15 protein-coding genes and 1 riboswitch are annotated in these 16342 nt (G+C 70.9%); of the genes, 8 read left to right on the forward strand and 7 right to left on the reverse strand.

Annotated elements, in window-relative coordinates:
* Positions 1–25: 25 nt before the first annotated feature.
* Both BIV24_RS29675 and BIV24_RS29680 read right to left on the reverse strand, forming a co-directional pair.
* A complete protein-coding gene (locus BIV24_RS29675) occupies positions 26–517 on the reverse strand; it encodes a GNAT family N-acetyltransferase (RefSeq protein ID WP_071369560.1) in 492 nt (163 codons plus the stop codon).
* A gap of 60 nt (positions 518–577) precedes the next feature.
* Positions 578–1153, reverse strand: coding sequence for a flavin reductase family protein (locus tag BIV24_RS29680; RefSeq protein WP_079168643.1), 576 nt, complete (start codon positions 1151–1153; stop codon positions 578–580).
* Positions 1154–1575: 422 nt separating this feature from the next.
* Here BIV24_RS29680 and cdgB point away from each other — a divergent pair, with 422 nt between their 5' ends.
* On the forward strand, positions 1576–3252 hold the full coding sequence (cdgB, locus tag BIV24_RS29685; protein ID WP_071369562.1) for a diguanylate cyclase CdgB: 1677 nt from the start codon (positions 1576–1578) through the stop codon (positions 3250–3252).
* Positions 3253–3369: 117 nt separating this feature from the next.
* A complete protein-coding gene (locus tag BIV24_RS29690; protein WP_071369563.1) occupies positions 3370–4308 on the forward strand; it encodes a CBM35 domain-containing protein in 939 nt (312 codons plus the stop codon).
* 42 nt (positions 4309–4350) lie between these two features.
* Here the strand turns inward: BIV24_RS29690 and BIV24_RS29695 are convergent, their stop codons facing one another.
* The 3 genes from BIV24_RS29695 to BIV24_RS29705 all read right to left on the reverse strand — a co-directional run bounded on the left by BIV24_RS29695 (position 4351) and on the right by BIV24_RS29705 (position 7532).
* Positions 4351–5280, reverse strand: coding sequence for a 1-phosphofructokinase family hexose kinase (locus BIV24_RS29695; protein WP_071369592.1), 930 nt, complete (start codon positions 5278–5280; stop codon positions 4351–4353).
* 129 nt (positions 5281–5409) lie between these two features.
* Positions 5410–6552: an N-acetylglucosamine-6-phosphate deacetylase gene (nagA, locus tag BIV24_RS29700; RefSeq protein WP_071369564.1), complete on the reverse strand. Its 1143-nt coding sequence runs from the start codon at positions 6550–6552 to the stop codon at positions 5410–5412.
* Positions 6552–7532 (reverse strand): ROK family protein, encoded by a 981-nt coding sequence (locus BIV24_RS29705; protein ID WP_071369565.1) that lies wholly within the window; start codon positions 7530–7532, stop codon positions 6552–6554. The genes nagA and BIV24_RS29705 overlap by 1 nt, the downstream gene beginning before the upstream one ends.
* 196 nt (positions 7533–7728) lie before the next feature.
* Between BIV24_RS29705 and BIV24_RS29710 the strand changes: the two genes are divergently transcribed.
* Complete coding sequence (locus BIV24_RS29710; RefSeq protein ID WP_071369566.1) at positions 7729–7956, forward strand: DUF3263 domain-containing protein; 228 nt, start codon at positions 7729–7731, stop codon at positions 7954–7956.
* Between the two features lie 49 nt (positions 7957–8005).
* Positions 8006–8851, forward strand: coding sequence for a trehalose-phosphatase (gene otsB / locus BIV24_RS29715; protein WP_071369567.1), 846 nt, complete (start codon positions 8006–8008; stop codon positions 8849–8851).
* Positions 8852–8906: 55 nt separating this feature from the next.
* On the opposite strand, the gene BIV24_RS29720 is transcribed toward otsB, so the two are convergent.
* Together BIV24_RS29720 and BIV24_RS29725 are read right to left on the reverse strand one after the other, a co-directional pair.
* Positions 8907–10337 (reverse strand): alpha,alpha-trehalose-phosphate synthase (UDP-forming), encoded by a 1431-nt coding sequence (locus BIV24_RS29720; protein ID WP_071369568.1) that lies wholly within the window; start codon positions 10335–10337, stop codon positions 8907–8909.
* Positions 10338–10450: 113 nt separating this feature from the next.
* A complete protein-coding gene (locus tag BIV24_RS29725; protein ID WP_071369569.1) occupies positions 10451–11422 on the reverse strand; it encodes a glucosyl-3-phosphoglycerate synthase in 972 nt (323 codons plus the stop codon).
* A 188-nt stretch (positions 11423–11610) separates the two neighbouring features.
* Positions 11611–11754, forward strand: a riboswitch (SAM riboswitch).
* A gap of 18 nt (positions 11755–11772) precedes the next feature.
* Here BIV24_RS29725 and thrC point away from each other — a divergent pair.
* From thrC to groL, 4 genes are all read left to right on the forward strand, one after another.
* A complete protein-coding gene (gene thrC, locus BIV24_RS29730) occupies positions 11773–13053 on the forward strand; it encodes a threonine synthase (protein ID WP_071369570.1) in 1281 nt (426 codons plus the stop codon).
* 106 nt (positions 13054–13159) lie between these two features.
* Positions 13160–13435, forward strand: coding sequence for a MoaD/ThiS family protein (locus BIV24_RS29735; RefSeq protein ID WP_071369571.1), 276 nt, complete (start codon positions 13160–13162; stop codon positions 13433–13435).
* Between the two features lie 471 nt (positions 13436–13906).
* Positions 13907–14110: a cold-shock protein gene (locus BIV24_RS29740; protein WP_052859305.1), complete on the forward strand. Its 204-nt coding sequence runs from the start codon at positions 13907–13909 to the stop codon at positions 14108–14110.
* Between the two features lie 460 nt (positions 14111–14570).
* Positions 14571–16193, forward strand: coding sequence for a chaperonin GroEL (gene groL, locus BIV24_RS29745; RefSeq protein WP_071369572.1), 1623 nt, complete (start codon positions 14571–14573; stop codon positions 16191–16193).
* Positions 16194–16342 lie beyond the last annotated feature (149 nt).

Genomic DNA, 16342 nt, shown 5'->3' on the forward strand with positions numbered 1-16342 from the left:
GGGGCGAACGTTGCCTGCCGCGGCACTAGCGCAGGTCCAGCACGCCCACCGTCTGGTCTCCGCTCATCTCGCCGGTCTTCCGGAAGCCGAGCCCGAGATAGAAGTTCTCCGGACCGTCCGGCCCGGGGTGCCAGGTGACGTGGAGGTGCTCGCCGCCCCGGCGCCGGATCTCGGCGGCCACGGACTCGACGGCGAACCGGCCGTACCCCCGGCCCTGCTCCTCCGCCGCGATGTTCAGCCGCCACAAGCCGGAACGGAAGACGGTGCCGTCGCGGCGCCAGTCGATGTCGAAGAAGGCCATGAGGAAGCCCACCGGGCGTCCGTCGTCGACGATCAGGCGCGGCCAGGCGACGCCTTCGGGATGGGTGTACGCCTCGGCCAGGGAGTACACGACGGGAGAGACCGCGACTTCCTGGTCCGGGCGGACCTTTATGCCGACCGCGGCGTCGAGATTCTCGGGCGTGACTTCTTCGAGGCGAAGGGCGGTCGTCGTTGTCGTCCGGTCTGTCGTTGTCATCCGGGCACGGTAAGCAGGAAGATCCGCGGCGGACCACGGAATTTCCGCTCGCGCCGGGTCCTACCCCAGATGCCGGTAGCGCCCCCGGAAGTACAGCAGGGGTCCGCCGTCCGCGCTCGGCAGCCGGGCCGCGAGGACCCGGCCGATGACCAGCGTGTGGTCGCCGGCGGGCACACGCTGGTCCGTGCGGCACTCCAGGGCCGCCAGGGCGCCGCCGACCAGGAGGGCGCCGCTGGTCTCGCCGCGGACGTACGGGATGTCCTCGAACAGGAGCCGGTCGCTGATGCGGCCCTTCATCGCGAAGCGGCCCGCGATGTGCCGCTGGCTCTCCGAAAGCATGGAGACGGCCCACAGGGGCTGCTCGGCGAGCAGGTCGTCCATCCGGGAGCCTTCGCGCAGGCTGACCAGGACCAGGGGCGGGTCCAGGGACACCGACATGAAGGCGGTCGCCGTCATACCGACGTCCTCACCGCTCGGCCCGTCCGGGGCCAGCGCGGGTTCGTGCGCGGTCACCAGGACCACGCCCGCGGCCAGCCGGGACATGGCAGCGCGGAACTCGTCGTTGCTCACCCCCTCAGGATGCCCGGAGGTGGGCGGGACGGCGGGGACGGAAGGGGCAGGCGGAGTCTTGAGCACGCAAGAACGCTAGTCGCCGCTCCGGGGCCGCCACATCGGCCCCGGGCCCGATATGCGACCTAGGACCAGCGGCGGAGCCCGGGGCGGGCCCGGCAATCGCCGTAAGCCCAACTCGCCCGGCGAGTGCACCAGTTGGCGCGTATGATCACCACGTCTTCAAACCCCTGACGCGCCTTCGGGGAGCGCACCGGCAAATACGGGAATCCCTGCTCAATTGTTCACGCTTCGCTGTGACTTGACTCACAGGAGCCGTTATTTGTTGACCCTGTGTACCTAGTGGACAGCGCGCTGTGATTCAGTGGCGGGGACGCTGCATGACGCTACCTGGGGAGTACGCCGAGTAGTGCGCCGAGACAGACCGAGAGAACCGTAGAACGCCGACACGTCCCTGGAGTTGCTGCGAGACCTCGAGGGGAGGGCGAGTGGAGGCCGAGTCCGAGCCGTACGTCCGTCTTGCGACCCTGCGGCAGCTGCATCAGGTGATGGCGGACATGAACACCGCCCGCAGTCTGGCGGACACGCTGCAGACCGTCGCCGACGGCGTCGTGGGCGGCCTCGGCTACGAGCTCGCGGCCGTCAACCTCGTCCGCTCGGACGGCGACCTCGTCGTGGCCGCGTTCGCCGGCGACCCCGCCGCCGAGGCGCTGATCACCGGCCGCGTCGGCTCCCGCGCCTCCTGGGAGCGCCGGCTGAACATGGGCGAGGCCTGGGGAGACCTGCGGTTCATACCGCACACCGAGGGCTGGGTCCTCGACGAGGACGACGTGCCGCAGTGGTACACCGACGGCCCCGGTCCCCGCTTCGAGGACGAGTGGCACCCCTCCGACCGCCTCTTCGCCCCCATGTATACGCCGAGCGTCCCGGGCGGTGCCTCCGGTGAACTCATCGGGGTCCTCTCCGTGGACCGCCCGCGCAACGGACGGCGGCCCGGGGCGTGGGGGCGCGAGGCACTCCAGATGTACGCGTTCCAGGCCGCCATCGCCATCAGCAACGCCCGCCTGAGAGCCAACATGCAGCGGGCCCTGGTCCGGCTGGAGCGGGAGCAGCAGGCCCTGCGCGCCAGCGAGGAGTCCTTCCGGCAGGCCTTCGAGTACGCCCCCTCCGGCATGGCCATCGCCGAGATGGGCGGCGACCAGCACGGGCGGATCCTGCGGGCCAACGACGCGCTCTGCCGGCTGCTCGGCCGGCCGGCCTCCGCCCTGCGCCGCTACTCGTTCGCCGACCTCGTCCACCCCGAGGACGTCGGCACGCTCCTGCGGACCTCCGCGGAGGGCGGGCGGGCCGAACTCAGGCTCGGGCGCCGGGACGGCACCTATGTGTGGGTGTCCCTGCGCAACTCCGTCGTCGCCGACGCCGCCGACGGGCCCCGCTTCCTGCTCACCCACGTCGAGGACATCGAGGAACGCAAGCGCCGCGAGCTGCAGCTCGCCCACCGCGCCTCCCACGACTCCCTCACCGGCCTGCCCAACTCCGCCGAGCTGCGCTCCCGTCTGTCCGCCCGCCTCTGCCAGCGCCCGTACTCCCGGCCGCCGAGCGTGGCCGACTCCCTGGACGCCGCCTACGGGGATCACGCGGCCGGCCATCCGGCGGTGCACGAAAGTGGCGGGCACATCTTCGACCTCCACACCGGTACGGGCCCGTACGACACCTTCGACCACCATGTGCACGCCGTCGCACCCGACGCCGGCGCCGACGACGGCACCAAGGGGCTCGCGGTGCTCTTCTGCGACCTCGACGGCTTCAAGTCGATCAACGACCGCTTCGGGCACAACGCGGGCGACGCCGTCCTCATCGAGGTCGCCCGGCGGCTCGGCCGCGGTGTGCGCGACGGAGACACGGTCGCCCGGCTCGGCGGCGACGAGTTCGTCGTCCTCGCCGACGGGCTCGGCAAGGCCGACGCCGAGGACCTCGCGGTGCGCCTGCGGAACGAGATCATCCAGCCGATCCGGGTCGACGGCCGCGCCATGCGGGTCGGTGCCAGCTTCGGCATCGGCTGGGCCCATTGCGGCATGACGGCGGACGAAGTGCTGAAGTCGGCTGACGAACGGATGTACGTAGAGAAACGATCTCGTCCCAAACAGCACCGGCGTGCGGGGTAAACCGCAGGTCAGCGAACGGGTGATGGGAAGAACACCTGTGTGGGCTCCGGGGAGCGGGTAGGCTCGCCATTCAGCCACATATGCATCTGGACCCGCACCTGTTGAGGAGACCAAGGGATGACGTCCGGCGACAACGGCGCGAGCACGCCCGAGGACGACGACCCGTTCGGCTACCTCTACGCCGACGGTCAGGCCAACGGCGCACAGCCGCCCACCGGCGGCTATGGCTACCCGGGCTCCGTCAACAGGGTGCGCGCGGTCGGCCAGCGCCAGTACGGCCAGCCGCAGGCCCCGGCGGCCCCCTACGGCCAGGTGCCGCAGCAGCAGGCGTACGGTCAGCCGAACGCGCACTACGCGGCACCCGAGACCATGCCGGGCGGCGCCCCCCCGAGCCGGCAGGCGCCGATGGGTCCGGGCGGCAACGGACGCGGCCGGGGTCCCAACACCAAGGTCCTGCTGATCGCCGCGGTCGCGGTGGTGGCCGCGGTCGTGATCGGCATCAGCGTCGCCATGCTCGGCGGGGACGACAAGAACAACCAGGCCAACAACCAGCCGTCCGACGAACCGACGACCTCCCAGACCGCCTCACCGGGCCAGTCCGCCACCACCCAGCAGCCGACGAACCCCGCCGAACTGCCGAAGTCCGACGCGAAGGCGCTGAAACTGGAGGGCGGTGCCGCCGAGGCGTCCGACGTCAAGGGCGCCAAGGCCGACGGCGGGACCTATGTGGGCGGTTTCAACCAGGTCGGCGCCGCCATGACCTGGACCGTGGACGTCCCCTCGACCGGCAAGTACACACTGCACACCGACTACGGCGTGCCCGGGGCCGATGCCAACGCCACGCTGGCGATCAACGGCACACCGCAGACCAATCCCCTTGCCCTCAAGAACTGGACGAACGCGCCCGAGGGCGACTGGGAGAAGGGTTGGACGAACTCGTTCAACTACATCCAGCTCAACAAGGGCACCAACACGATCCGGATCTCCTGCGAGCAGGGGAACCAGTGCAACGCCAACTTCGACCAGCTGTGGCTGACGAGCGGCTGGTCGAAGTAGTCGAGCCGGCAGGGGCCGGGGAGCGCCGGTGCCCCGGCGGGTTCACGCCGCCGTCGCCTCGCCCGTCACCGCCACCCGCTCCAGCAGTTCCTCGTACGCCCGGCGGTCGAACTCGCCCGCCACGGGCGCCAGGACGGTCGCTGCGGACAGGGCCGCCGCCCGGGCCAGGCGCCCGGGCCAGGGCAGATGTTCCACCAGGCCCGACAGCAGGCCCGCGACCACCGCGTCGCCCGCGCCCGTCGGGTTGCCCCTGACCCGGCACGGCGGAACCGCGCCCCAGCGGCCCTGAGCGTTCACGGCGAGCAGACCCTCCGCGCCCAGCGAGGCGACCACCGTGTGCGCCCCGCGCCGATGCGCGTCTTGAGCGGCCTGCAACGGCTCGTGGGAACCGGTGAGTTCGGCCAGCTCGTCGGCGTTCGGCTTGATGATGTCCGGGCGGGCGGCGACCCCGCGGCGCAGCGGCTCGCCGCTCGTGTCGAGCAGCACGGGCACACCAGCCGCCCGTGCGGAGCGCACCAGTTGGGCGTACGCCCCCACCGGCACCCCCGGCGGCAGGCTGCCGCACAGGGCCACCGCCGTGGCAGAGCGCACCAGGTCCTCGTACGCCTCCAGGAAGGCCGACCACTCGGCGGGCGCTATCACCGGGCCCGGCTCGTTGAGCTGGGTGGTGTCACCGATGGTCTCGTCGACCACCGCGATGGTGCGCCGCGCCGCGCCCCCGACCGGTACGAGCGCGTCCACGATGCCGGGCGCGTCCGCGAGCCCCTCCTTGAGGGAGCGTCCCGTCGCGCCACCCGCGAAGCCCGTGGCGGTCACCTCGTGGCCGAGCGCGGCGAGCACCCGGGCCACGTTCAGACCCTTGCCTCCGGGCCGTTCGCTCACCTCCGTCACCCGGTGCGAGGCGTGCGGCCTCAGCACCCGTACGCGATAGGTGATGTCGAGAGCGGTGTTCAGCGTGACCGTCAGGATCACCCGGTGGACCTCCCTCGCATACGGATCGCGCTTGCCGCCGGCGGCGATGTGCGGTTGCCCGATCATGCCAAAAGAGTCGGCGTCCGGCCCAGTCCCCCTGCGGTCATTCCGTATCAACAAGTGGATGAATCACCTCAGTTGCGGATGGACCACCCACTCGCCACGGCGCATCACGCCCTTGAGGGCGAACTGCTCGTCCAGCAGCACCAGATCGGCGTCCTTGCCGGGCTCCAGGGAACCCACCCGGTCGTAGACGCCCAGCAGCTTCGCCGGGTTGACGGAGATCGCGGCGACGACGTCCTGGACCGGAAGCCCGTCGACCGTGACGGCCCGCTGGAACGCGCGGTCCAGGGTGAGCGTCGACCCCGCGATCGAGCTGCCCTCCACCAGCCGCGCCACGCCCTCGCTGACCTCGACCTCCAGCGGGCCGAGCATGTACCTGCCGTCGCCGATCCCGGCCGCGTCCATCGCGTCCGTGATGAACGCGACCCGCTCCGCGCCGGCGTGATGGAACGCCAACTGCAGCGAGGCCGGGTGCAGATGCGTGCCGTCGTCGATCAGCTCGACCGTGACCCGCTCGTCCTCCAGGAGCGCGGCGACGGGGCCGGGGGCGCGGTGGCCGAGCTGCGGCATCGCGTTGAACAGATGGGTCGCGACCGTGGCGCCCGCATCGATCGCCTGCACGGTCTGCTCGTACGTCGCGTCCGTGTGCCCGATCGCCGCGATCACGCCGTGCTCGGCGAGCAGCCGCACGGAGTCGACACCGCCGGGCAGTTCGGTTGCCAGCGTGACCATCTTCGCCCGGCCGCGGGCCGCGTCGATCAGCTTGCGTACCTCTGCCGGATCCGGGTGACGCAGCAGCTTCTCGGAGTGCGCGCCCTTGCGGCACGGCGAGATGAACGGCCCCTCGAAGTGGATGCCGGCGATGTCGCCCTGCTCGGCCAGCTCGGACAGCAGCCCGGCCTGGCGGGCGAGGACGTCCAGGTCGTCGGTGACGGTCGAGGCGACGAGGGTGGTGGTGCCGTGCGTCCGGTGGGTGCGGAGGGCCGTCAGAGCCTCGTCGACCGTACCCGAGAAGGAGGCACCGCCACCGCCGTGGCTGTGGATGTCGACGAAGCCGGGGACCAGCCAGTGCCCGGTCACGTCGATGATCTCAGTGTTCTCGTAGGTGCGCTCGGCGATCCGTGCGCCCTCCACGACGACGCGGCCGTCGTGCACGATCCCGGTGGGCAGCACCACCCGGGCGCCGGCGAGAACCTTGCTAGCGGTCATCAGGGGGTTACCTCCGGGGAGTCAGCGGTTTCGTCAAGGAGATCCCAGGCGAGGAGTCCCGCGCCCAGGCAGCCGGCCGTGTCGCCGAGGGCCGCGGGGACGACGGACGGCAGCTGCTGGAAGGTGACGCGCCGCCGCACGGCAGCCCGCAGCGGTGTGAACAACGTGTCCCCGGCCTCGGCGAGCCCGCCTCCGATGATCACCGTGCGCGGGTCCAACAGGGTGAGCGCGGTGACGAGCCCGTCCGCGAGGGCGTCCACGGCGTCCTGCCAGACCTTCCGGGCCCGCGGATCCCCTGACTCCACGGCTTTCGCGCAGTCGGCCGCATCCGCCTCCGGGTCGCCGGAGGCCTCGACCCAGGCGTCGCTGACGGCCGCCGCGGACGCGTACCGCTCCAGACAGCCGTGCTGGCCGCACGGACAGGGGAGCCCGCCGGGCCGGACGACGACATGACCGATCTCGCCCGCGAAGCCGTGCGCCCCGGCCTCCACCCGGCCGCCGATGCCGATGGCGCTCGCGATGCCGGTGCCCAGGGGCACGAACAGGAAGCGGTCCGCCCCCCGGCCCGCGCCGATCCGGCCCTCGGCGAGCCCGCCGGTGCGCACATCGTGACCGAGCGCGACGGGCGCGCCGCCGATCCGGCGGCTGAGCAGATCGCGCAGCGGTACGTCGCGCCAGCCGAGGTTGGCCGAGTAGGCGGCGACGCCCTGGTCGGCGTCGACGATGCCGGGGACGGCGACGCCTGCGGCGGCGGCGGGCTCGCCGAGGTGCCGCTCGCCGTACGCGCGCAGATCGGCGGCGAAATCGAGGATCGACTCCACCACGGCGTCGGGCCCGCGCTCGCGCCCGGTCGCCCGGCGCGCCTCGTGCAGCACGGAGGGGCTGGGGGGTGTCCCCCCGGAGGGCGCAGTACCTTCGGCCCCCACCAGGGCGGCCTTCATCCCGGTGCCGCCCACGTCGAGGGCGATGACATGTCTCACGGGTGACAGTGTGGCGCCTCGACCCGAAAGAGGTCTAGTCCACTCATGTGGTGTAGACCTTATGGGGATATTTCAAACGGCAGCCCGGCGGAGGTCCTGGGCCGGCTGCAGCGGGCGGCCGTGATGGCGGACGGCGCGGCGTAACCGCCTGCGGCCGGCCGGGAGCCGTGTCGGCCCCGCCGGTTACCGTTCCCCCATGGACGACCTCACCCCCCGCGAAAAGGCCATCCTCGCCCTGGAGGGGCGCACCTTCTCCGGGCCGGGGGCGAAGGAGCGTGCCATACGCGAGCAGCTGGGCCTGGCGCCCGTCCGCTACTTCCAGCTGCTCAACGCCCTCCTCGACGACCCCAGGGCCCTCGCGCACGCCCCGGTCACCGTCAACCGCCTCCGCCGCATCCGAGAGTCCCGCCGCTCGGAACGCTGAACCGCCTGGCCCATGGGTGCGCTCGCCCCCGCGCCGCTACTGTCGATCCATGGGCAGCCACACGGACTCCTTGCCGACGCCCGCGACCCCCGCCGGGCGTGACGGTCTCGACGCCATCCTCGCGCGGCCCGGCCGGGCCGTCCTCGCGTTCGACTTCGACGGGACACTCGCCCCGATCGTCCCCGACCCCGACCAGGCCCGCGCCCACCCCGACGCGGTCCCCGCCCTCGCGGCCGTCGCTCCGAAGGTCGCCTCGGTCGCGGTGCTCACCGGCCGCCCCGCCGGCGTCGCCGTCCGCCAGGGCGGCTTCGCGGGCGTACCCGGCCTCGAACACCTGGTCGTTCTCGGGCACTACGGGGCAGAACGCTGGGACGCACGTACCGGCACCGTCACCGCCCCGGCCCCGCATCCCGGAGTCGCCGCCGTCCGTGCCGAACTGCCCGGTTTCCTGGACGGGATCGGCGCCTGGCGGGGCACCTGGATCGAGGAGAAGGGGCGCGCGCTCGCCGTCCACACCCGTCGCGCCGAGGACCCGCAAGCCGCCTTCGAGGGCCTGCGTGAACCCCTCGCCGAACTCGCCGCCCGCCACGGTCTGATCGTCGAACCCGGCCGCCTCGTCCTGGAGCTGCGCCCGCCGGGCATGGACAAGGGCGCGGCCCTGCTGGAGTACGTCCGCGAGATTGGTGCCGAAGCGGTCCTGTACGCCGGGGACGACCTCGGCGACCTCGCCGCCTTCGCCGCCGTCGGCAAGCTGCGCTCCGACGGCGTCCGGGGCCTGCTCGTCTGCAGCGGCAGCGACGAGGTCGCCGAACTGGCGAAGCGGGCGGACCTGGTGGTGGACGGCCCGGCAGGGGTCGTCCACTTCCTGAGGACCTTGGCGCACCGGCTCGACTGAGAGCGACCCGGCAGGGGCGCGGGGAACCTGCCGGCCCGCGCCCCGCGTACGGCCCTCAAACCTCCAGCGCGGCCAACTGATCCAGGAACCACCGGCCAGGCGGCAGCGCCGTGGCCCGAGCGGCCAGCGCCTTCGTACGCTCGGCGCGCTCCTTCGCGGGCATCGACAGGGCCTCGTGCAGCGCCGCCGCGGTGCCCCCGATGTCGTACGGGTTCACCGTCACCGCGTCGTCGCCCAGTTCCTCATGCGCCCCCGCCTCCCGCGACAGCACCAGCGCACAGCCCTCGTCGGAGACCACCGGGACCTCCTTGGCCACCAGGTTCATGCCGTCCCGGATCGGGTTGACCAGGGCCACGTCCGCCAGCCGGTAGGCGGCCAGCGAGCGCGCGAAGTCGTCCTTCACATGCAGTTCCACGGGGGTCCAGTCCGGCGTCCCGTAGCGGGAGTTGATCTCCTCCGCGATGCGCCGGACCTCCGCCGTGTACGCACGGTAGACGGCCAGGTCCTGCCGGGACGGGTAGGCGAAGGCGACATGGACGACCCGTTCGCGCCACTCGGGGCGCGACTGGAGCAACTCCTCGTACGCCAGCAGCCCTCGCACGATGTTCTTCGACAGTTCCGTGCGGTCCACCCGCACGATCGTCCTGCGGGGTGTTCCATCGGGCGCCGAGCCGATCTGCTTGCGCAGCACGGCCATCCGCTCGTCCACGTCCGGCCGGTGCGCCCGCTCCCGCAGGAAGTCCGCGTCCGCGCCCAGACCGTGGACACCGACGCGCGTGCCCGAGGGGATACCGGGGCCGAGCACCGCATGGCAGCAGTCCGTGAACGCGTCCGCCCACCGCCGGGTGAGGAACGCCGCCCGGTCCGCGCCCAGGATCCCGCCGAGCACCTGCGCCGCGATGTCGTCCGGCAGCAGCCGGAAGTACTCCGGCGGCGCCCACGGTGTGTGCGAGAAGTGGCCGATCCGCAGGTCGGGCCGCAGGCCGCGGAGCATCCGGGGGGTCAGGGCGAGGTGGTAGTCCTGGACCAGGACCGCCGCGCCCTCGGCCGCCTCCTGGGCCAGCGCCTCGGCGAACGCCCGGTTGTACGCCTCGTACGACGCCCACTGCCGCCGGAACTCCTTGTCGAAGACCGGCTCCAGCGGCGTCTGGTACAGCATGTGGTGCACGAACCACAGCACCGAGTTCGCGATGCCGTTGTACGCGTCCGCGTGCACCCCCGGGTCGATGCCGAGCATCCGGACGCGCTGCCCGCCCGTCTCCGACGGGTCCAGCGCCCCGCCGGTGCGGCGCACGGCCTCGCGGTCGCCGTCGCCCAGGGCCGAGCAGACCCAGACAGCGTCCGCGTCCGGACCGATCGCCGACAGGCCCGAGACCAGCCCGCCCCCGCCGCGCCTGGCCATGAGCGCCCCGGTCTCGGTCCGGGCGTACGAGACCGGGCCGCGGTTGGACGCGACGAGGATGCGAGCGCCTTGCGTGACAGCCATGCCACGAAACCTAGCCCGGCCCTGAAACGCTCAAACGCGCGCTTCGGCCGTCTGCGGAACCGGGACGAGTGCGGCGTATCGGGCGTCGCGGCGGCGCCGTACCGGCGGGAGGCTCAGGCCGCCTTCCGGTCCACGTACTCCTCGATCTCCGTCATCGGCGGACGCTCCTTCGTGTCCACCGCGTACGTGCGCGGCTCGAAGCCCGCCTCGCCCCGTTCGAACTGGGTGAGGGAGGGGCGGATCAAATGACCGCGGGCCAGGCGGAGCTGTGCGGTGCGGTAGATCGCGGCAGCCATACGGCCCAGCGCCTGGCCGTCCTGATGGCGGTGCTTGCGCACACCGACATCGACCTGGGCGAGGGCGTCCAGGCCCACCAGATGCAGGGCGTCGACCAGCATCCCCAGTTCCACCCCGTACCCCACCGGGAAGGGGAGCCGCTCCAGCAGGGAGCGGCGGGCCGCGTACTCACCGCCGAGGGGCTGGACGAAACCGGCCAGCAGCGGCCAGTGCATGTTGAGCAGCGGTCGCGCCATCAACTCGGTGACCCGGCCGCCCTGGCCCGCCGCGGTCGTGCCCGAGGAGTCCTCACCGGACAGGGTCAGCGGCCGGTCGTACATCGCCTTCACGAGGTCCACGCCCGGGTCCGTGAGCAGCGGGCCCACGATCCCGCGGACGAAGTTGGACGAGAACTCCTTCAGGTCCGCGTCGATGAAGCAGATGATGTCACCGCGGGTGACGAGCAGGGAGCGCCACAGGACCTCGCCCTTGCCGGGCACGGCCGGGATGCGCGGCAGGATCGTGTCGCGGTGCACCACCCTCGCCCCGGCCGCCGCGGCCACCTCGGACGTGCGGTCCGTGGAGCCCGAGTCGACGACGACGACCTCGTCGACCAGCGGAACCCGCTGCATGAGGTCACGGCGGATGACGGCGATGATCTCGCCGACCGTCTCCTCCTCGTCGAGTGCGGGCAGCACGACACTGACCGACGAGCCCGAGGCGCGTTTCGCGGCCAGGATCCTGTCGAGCGGGCGATCGGTCACGGACCAGGAGCGAGTGCTCAGCCAGCGCTCGACTTCTTCCAGCACGGTCTGCGGCTCCTCACATTCGTACGACTGGGGTCAGGGAAGGTGTCTCAAACAAGTGTCCGCATGACCCATCTCGCGCTTCGGACGACTATCTCAACTCTCCCGGCCTTCGGTTACAGTCTTGAACATTGCCGGTGACCCTCCCATGGCGGGGGGCCGCGGCATGTACCAGTGAAACAACCGCATACAGCTCATCCAGAGGGGCAGAGGGAAACGGCCCGGTGAAGCCCCGGCAACCCTCCAGTCGGCTCTCGTCGTTCAACGCGAGGCTCCCGGCTAGGGAAGGTGCCAAATCCGTCTCATGGCGAAATGCGTCGTGAGGAAGATGAGGAGAAAGGGCCTCGCCTGTCATGGCTGTGCACACCGTTGCAAGCGTCACCAATCCTGTGGATCTCGGGCCTGCCGCAGCCCTCTCCTGCCGCGAGTGCGGTCACCGTGTGCCCCTCGGCCCGGTCTTCGCCTGCGAGGAGTGCTTCGGCCCGCTGGAGATCGCGTACGACTTCTCGGGCTACGACACCGAGGAACTGCGCAAGCGGATCGAGGCGGGCCCCGCGAACATCTGGCGCTATGCGCCCCTCCTGCCGGTCCCGGCGGACGTCGCCGACAAGCCGAACCTCAACCCCGGCTGGACCAAGCTCGTCAAGGCCGACCACCTGGCGCGCGAGCTGGGCGTCACCGGCGGGCTCTATGTGAAGGACGACTCCGGCAACCCGACGCACTCCTTCAAGGACCGCGTCGTCGCCCAGGCGCTGGAGGCGGCACGCGCCTTCGGCTTCACCACCCTCTCCTGCTCCTCCACCGGCAACCTCGCGGGCGCGGTCGGCGCCGCCGCGGCCCGGGCCGGTCTGCGCTCCTGCGTCTTCATCCCGCACGACCTGGAACAGGGCAAGGTCGTCATGGCCGCGATCTACGGGGGCGACCTGGTCGGCATCGAGGGCACCTACGACGATGTGAACCGCTTCTGCTCGGAGCTGATCGGCGACCCGGCCGGCGAGGGCTGGGGCTTCGTCAACGTCAACCTCCGTCCGTACTACGCGGAGGGGTCGAAGACCCTGGCGTACGAGATCGCCGAGCAGCTGGGCTGGTGGCTGCCCGACCAGATCGTGGTCCCGGTCGCCTCCGGCTCCCAGCTCACGAAGATCGACAAGGGTCTGCAGGAGCTGATCAGGCTCGGGCTCGTCGAAGACAGGCCGTACCGGATCTTCGGTGCGCAGGCCGAGGGCTGCTCGCCGGTGTCCGTCGCGTTCAAGGGCGGCCACGACGTCGTGCGGCCGCAGAAGCCGGACACGATCGCCAAGTCGCTGGCGATCGGCAACCCCGCGGACGGCCCGTACGTCCTCGACATCGCGCGCCGCACGGGCGGCGCGGTGGAGGATGTGACGGACGCGCAGATCGTCGACGCGATCAAGCTGCTCGCCCGCACCGAGGGCATCTTCGCGGAGACCGCGGGCGGTGTGACGGTGGGTGTGACGCGCAAGCTCATCGAGAACGGCGTCCTCGACCCGACGAAGACGACGGTCGTCCTCAACACCGGGGACGGCCTCAAGACCCTCGACGCGGTGGCCGGTACCGGACTGACCGCGACGATCCGTCCGAACCTCGACTCCTTCAAAGAAGCCGGCCTCGTCTGACCGCCCCTGCGCCCACCCGTCACCCGGCCACCACCCCTCAACGAGCCCGCTTCGCGGGCGCGCATCTTGCGCCCATCAGCCCTGCCCAGACCGGAGGTCACACCGCATGAGCGTCACCGTCCGTATCCCCACCATCCTGCGCACCTACACCGGCGGCCAGGCCGAGGTGAGCGCCCAGGGCGCCACCCTCGCCGAGGTCATCGACGACCTGGAGAAGAACCACACCGGGATCTCGGCCCGCGTCCTGGACGACCAGGGCACGCTGCGCCGCTTCGTCAACGTGTACGTGAACGACGACGACGTCCGCTTCGAGCAGGGCCTTCAGACGGCGACGCCGGACGGCGTGGGCGTCTCCATCATCCCGGCCGTCGCCGGTGGCTGACGGGCACTCGGACGCGTGATCACGGCTCTCGGCCGTGCCGGGCACGGAGAGCCCATCACGCGGTAGCCGCGTCATTGATGCAGTGCCCTCTCCGCGAGAGAAGCGGAGGGGGCAATTCTGCGGGATTGAGCACGGTACAGTTGGGGAACGCGCTCACGGCCTTTCCGCCGGGCGCATTGAGTTCCAGCCCTGCACCCGGCAAGAAATAGCCAAAGTCTGCAGGGCTTTTGCGCCATTCGCTCCGTTTGCGAGGCCCGACTTGCCCTGAATTCGGGCGAATTCTCCGTATATTCCCGATCGGCCATGCCCGGATTTCTCGTCCGACTGACCTGTTGCAGACGGCAGTTGGACAGATACATTCAGCCGCGGTCGACGCGTTCCGGCGCACGCCCCCAATCCTTGGGGGGTGAGGTCTGACCCGGATCCGCGAGGTGTGGATCTGCGCAAGGGCCAGTAATAGGGGAGTTAGGCATGGCTCAGGGCACCGTCAAGTGGTTCAACGCGGAGAAGGGGTACGGCTTCATCGCGGTCGACGGTGGTGCGGATGTTTTCGTCCACTACAGCGCCATCCAGATGGACGGCTACCGCACTCTGGAAGAGGGTCAGCGGGTCGAGTTCGAGATCTCGCAGGGTCAGAAGGGGCCGCAGGCGGACATGGTCCGCATGGCCGGCTGAAGTTGCGCGCCGACGACTGAACTGTTCGACGTGTCGAGGGGCTCGTATCCCACCAGGGATACGGGCCCCTCGGTCTGTCGGGAACCTGCCGGCCGGCGGAGCGCGGGCGCCCCCACCTGCGGATCGTGCCGCCGTCGCCCCGTAACCCCGAGAGCTGCCCGAGTCCGTCCGCCGCCTGGTCGCCACGCCTCATCGAGCCCGCTTCGCGGGGCGCGCCCTGCGCCCCCCGTCACCCGACCGCCACCCCCCAACGAGCCCGCTTTCGCGGAAGCGCCTTGCACTCGACGGGGGCGAGTGCTAATCATTGGCGTTAGCACTCTGAAGGTGAGAGTGACAAAGAAGGACCGGGTCGGTGAGGCCGCGGGTCGGGTGGGGCAAGGAACCACCGGCCGGGGCCGTCCGTCGCGGGCGCGGGCGCGGTCCGAAGTCATCACCCCCAGTCCTGGGAGGACCACTTCACATGGCCAAGATCATCGCGTTCGACGAGGAGGCGCGGCGCGGCCTCGAGCGCGGCATGAACCAGCTCGCGGACGCCGTCAAGGTGACGCTCGGCCCCAAGGGTCGCAACGTCGTCCTCGAGAAGAAGTGGGGCGCCCCCACGATCACCAACGACGGTGTCTCCATCGCCAAGGAGATCGAGCTCGAGGACCCGTACGAGAAGATCGGCGCCGAGCTGGTCAAGGAAGTCGCCAAGAAGACGGACGACGTCGCCGGTGACGGTACGACCACGGCGACCGTGCTCGCTCAGGCGCTGGTCCGCGAGGGCCTGCGCAACGTCGCCGCCGGTGCCAACCCGATGGCCCTGAAGCGCGGTATCGAGAAGGCCGTCGAGGCCGTCTCCGCCGCCCTGCTGGAGCAGGCGAAGGACGTCGAGACCAAGGAGCAGATCGCCTCCACGGCCTCCATCTCCGCCGCCGACACCCAGATCGGCGAGCTCATCGCCGAGGCCATGGACAAGGTCGGCAAGGAAGGCGTCATCACCGTCGAGGAGTCGCAGACCTTCGGTCTGGAGCTCGAGCTCACCGAGGGTATGCGCTTCGACAAGGGCTACATCTCGGCGTACTTCGCCACCGACATGGAGCGTATGGAGGCCGTCCTCGACGACCCGTACATCCTGATCGCCAACTCCAAGATCTCCAACGTCAAGGACCTGCTCCCGCTCCTGGAGAAGGTCATGCAGTCGGGCAAGCCGCTGCTGATCATCGCCGAGGACGTCGAGGGCGAGGCCCTGTCGACCCTGGTCGTCAACAAGATCCGCGGCACCTTCAAGTCCGTCGCCGTCAAGGCCCCGGGCTTCGGCGACCGCCGCAAGGCCATGCTCGGCGACATCGCCATCCTCACGGGCGGCGAGGTCATCTCCGAGGAGGTCGGCCTCAAGCTGGAGAACGCGACCCTGGACCTCCTGGGCCGCGCCCGCAAGGTCGTCATCACCAAGGACGAGACCACCATCGTCGACGGTGCCGGCTCCTCCGAGCAGGTCAACGGCCGCGTGAACCAGATCCGCGCCGAGATCGAGAACAGCGACTCCGACTACGACCGCGAGAAGCTGCAGGAGCGTCTGGCGAAGCTGGCCGGCGGCGTGGCCGTCATCAAGGCCGGTGCCGCCACCGAGGTGGAGCTCAAGGAGCGCAAGCACCGCATCGAGGACGCCGTCCGCAACGCGAAGGCGGCCGTCGAGGAGGGCATCGTCGCCGGTGGTGGCGTGGCCCTGCTGCAGGCCTCCCAGGTCTTCGAGAAGCTGGAGCTGGAAGGCGACGAGGCCACCGGTGCCGCCGCCGTCAAGCTGGCGCTCGAGGCCCCGCTGAAGCAGATCGCCGTCAACGCCGGCCTCGAGGGCGGCGTCGTGGTGGAGAAGGTGCGCAACCTGACCCCGGGTCACGGCCTGAACGCCGCGACCGGCGAGTACGTCGACCTGGTCAAGGAAGGCATCATCGACCCGGCGAAGGTGACCCGTTCCGCCCTGCAGAACGCCGCCTCCATCGCCGCGCTGTTCCTCACCACCGAGGCCGTCATCGCCGACAAGCCGGAGAAGGCCGCCGCGGCCGCTCCGGGCGGCATGCCGGGCGGTGACATGGACTTCTGATCCTTCCGAGGATCGGACCCGTCCTTCACGTACCGAGGGCGGCACCCCCTGGAGACAGGGGGTGCCGCCCTCGGGCGTATCAGGGATCACACCGCGGCGGAACCCCGGTACGGAATGTCGCGGTCCGGGAGGTCGTTGGGACACCTGAA

Origin of the sequence: Streptomyces colonosanans (genome assembly GCF_001866645.1) — a bacterium.
GTDB classification, from domain to species: domain Bacteria; phylum Actinomycetota; class Actinomycetes; order Streptomycetales; family Streptomycetaceae; genus Streptomyces; species Streptomyces colonosanans.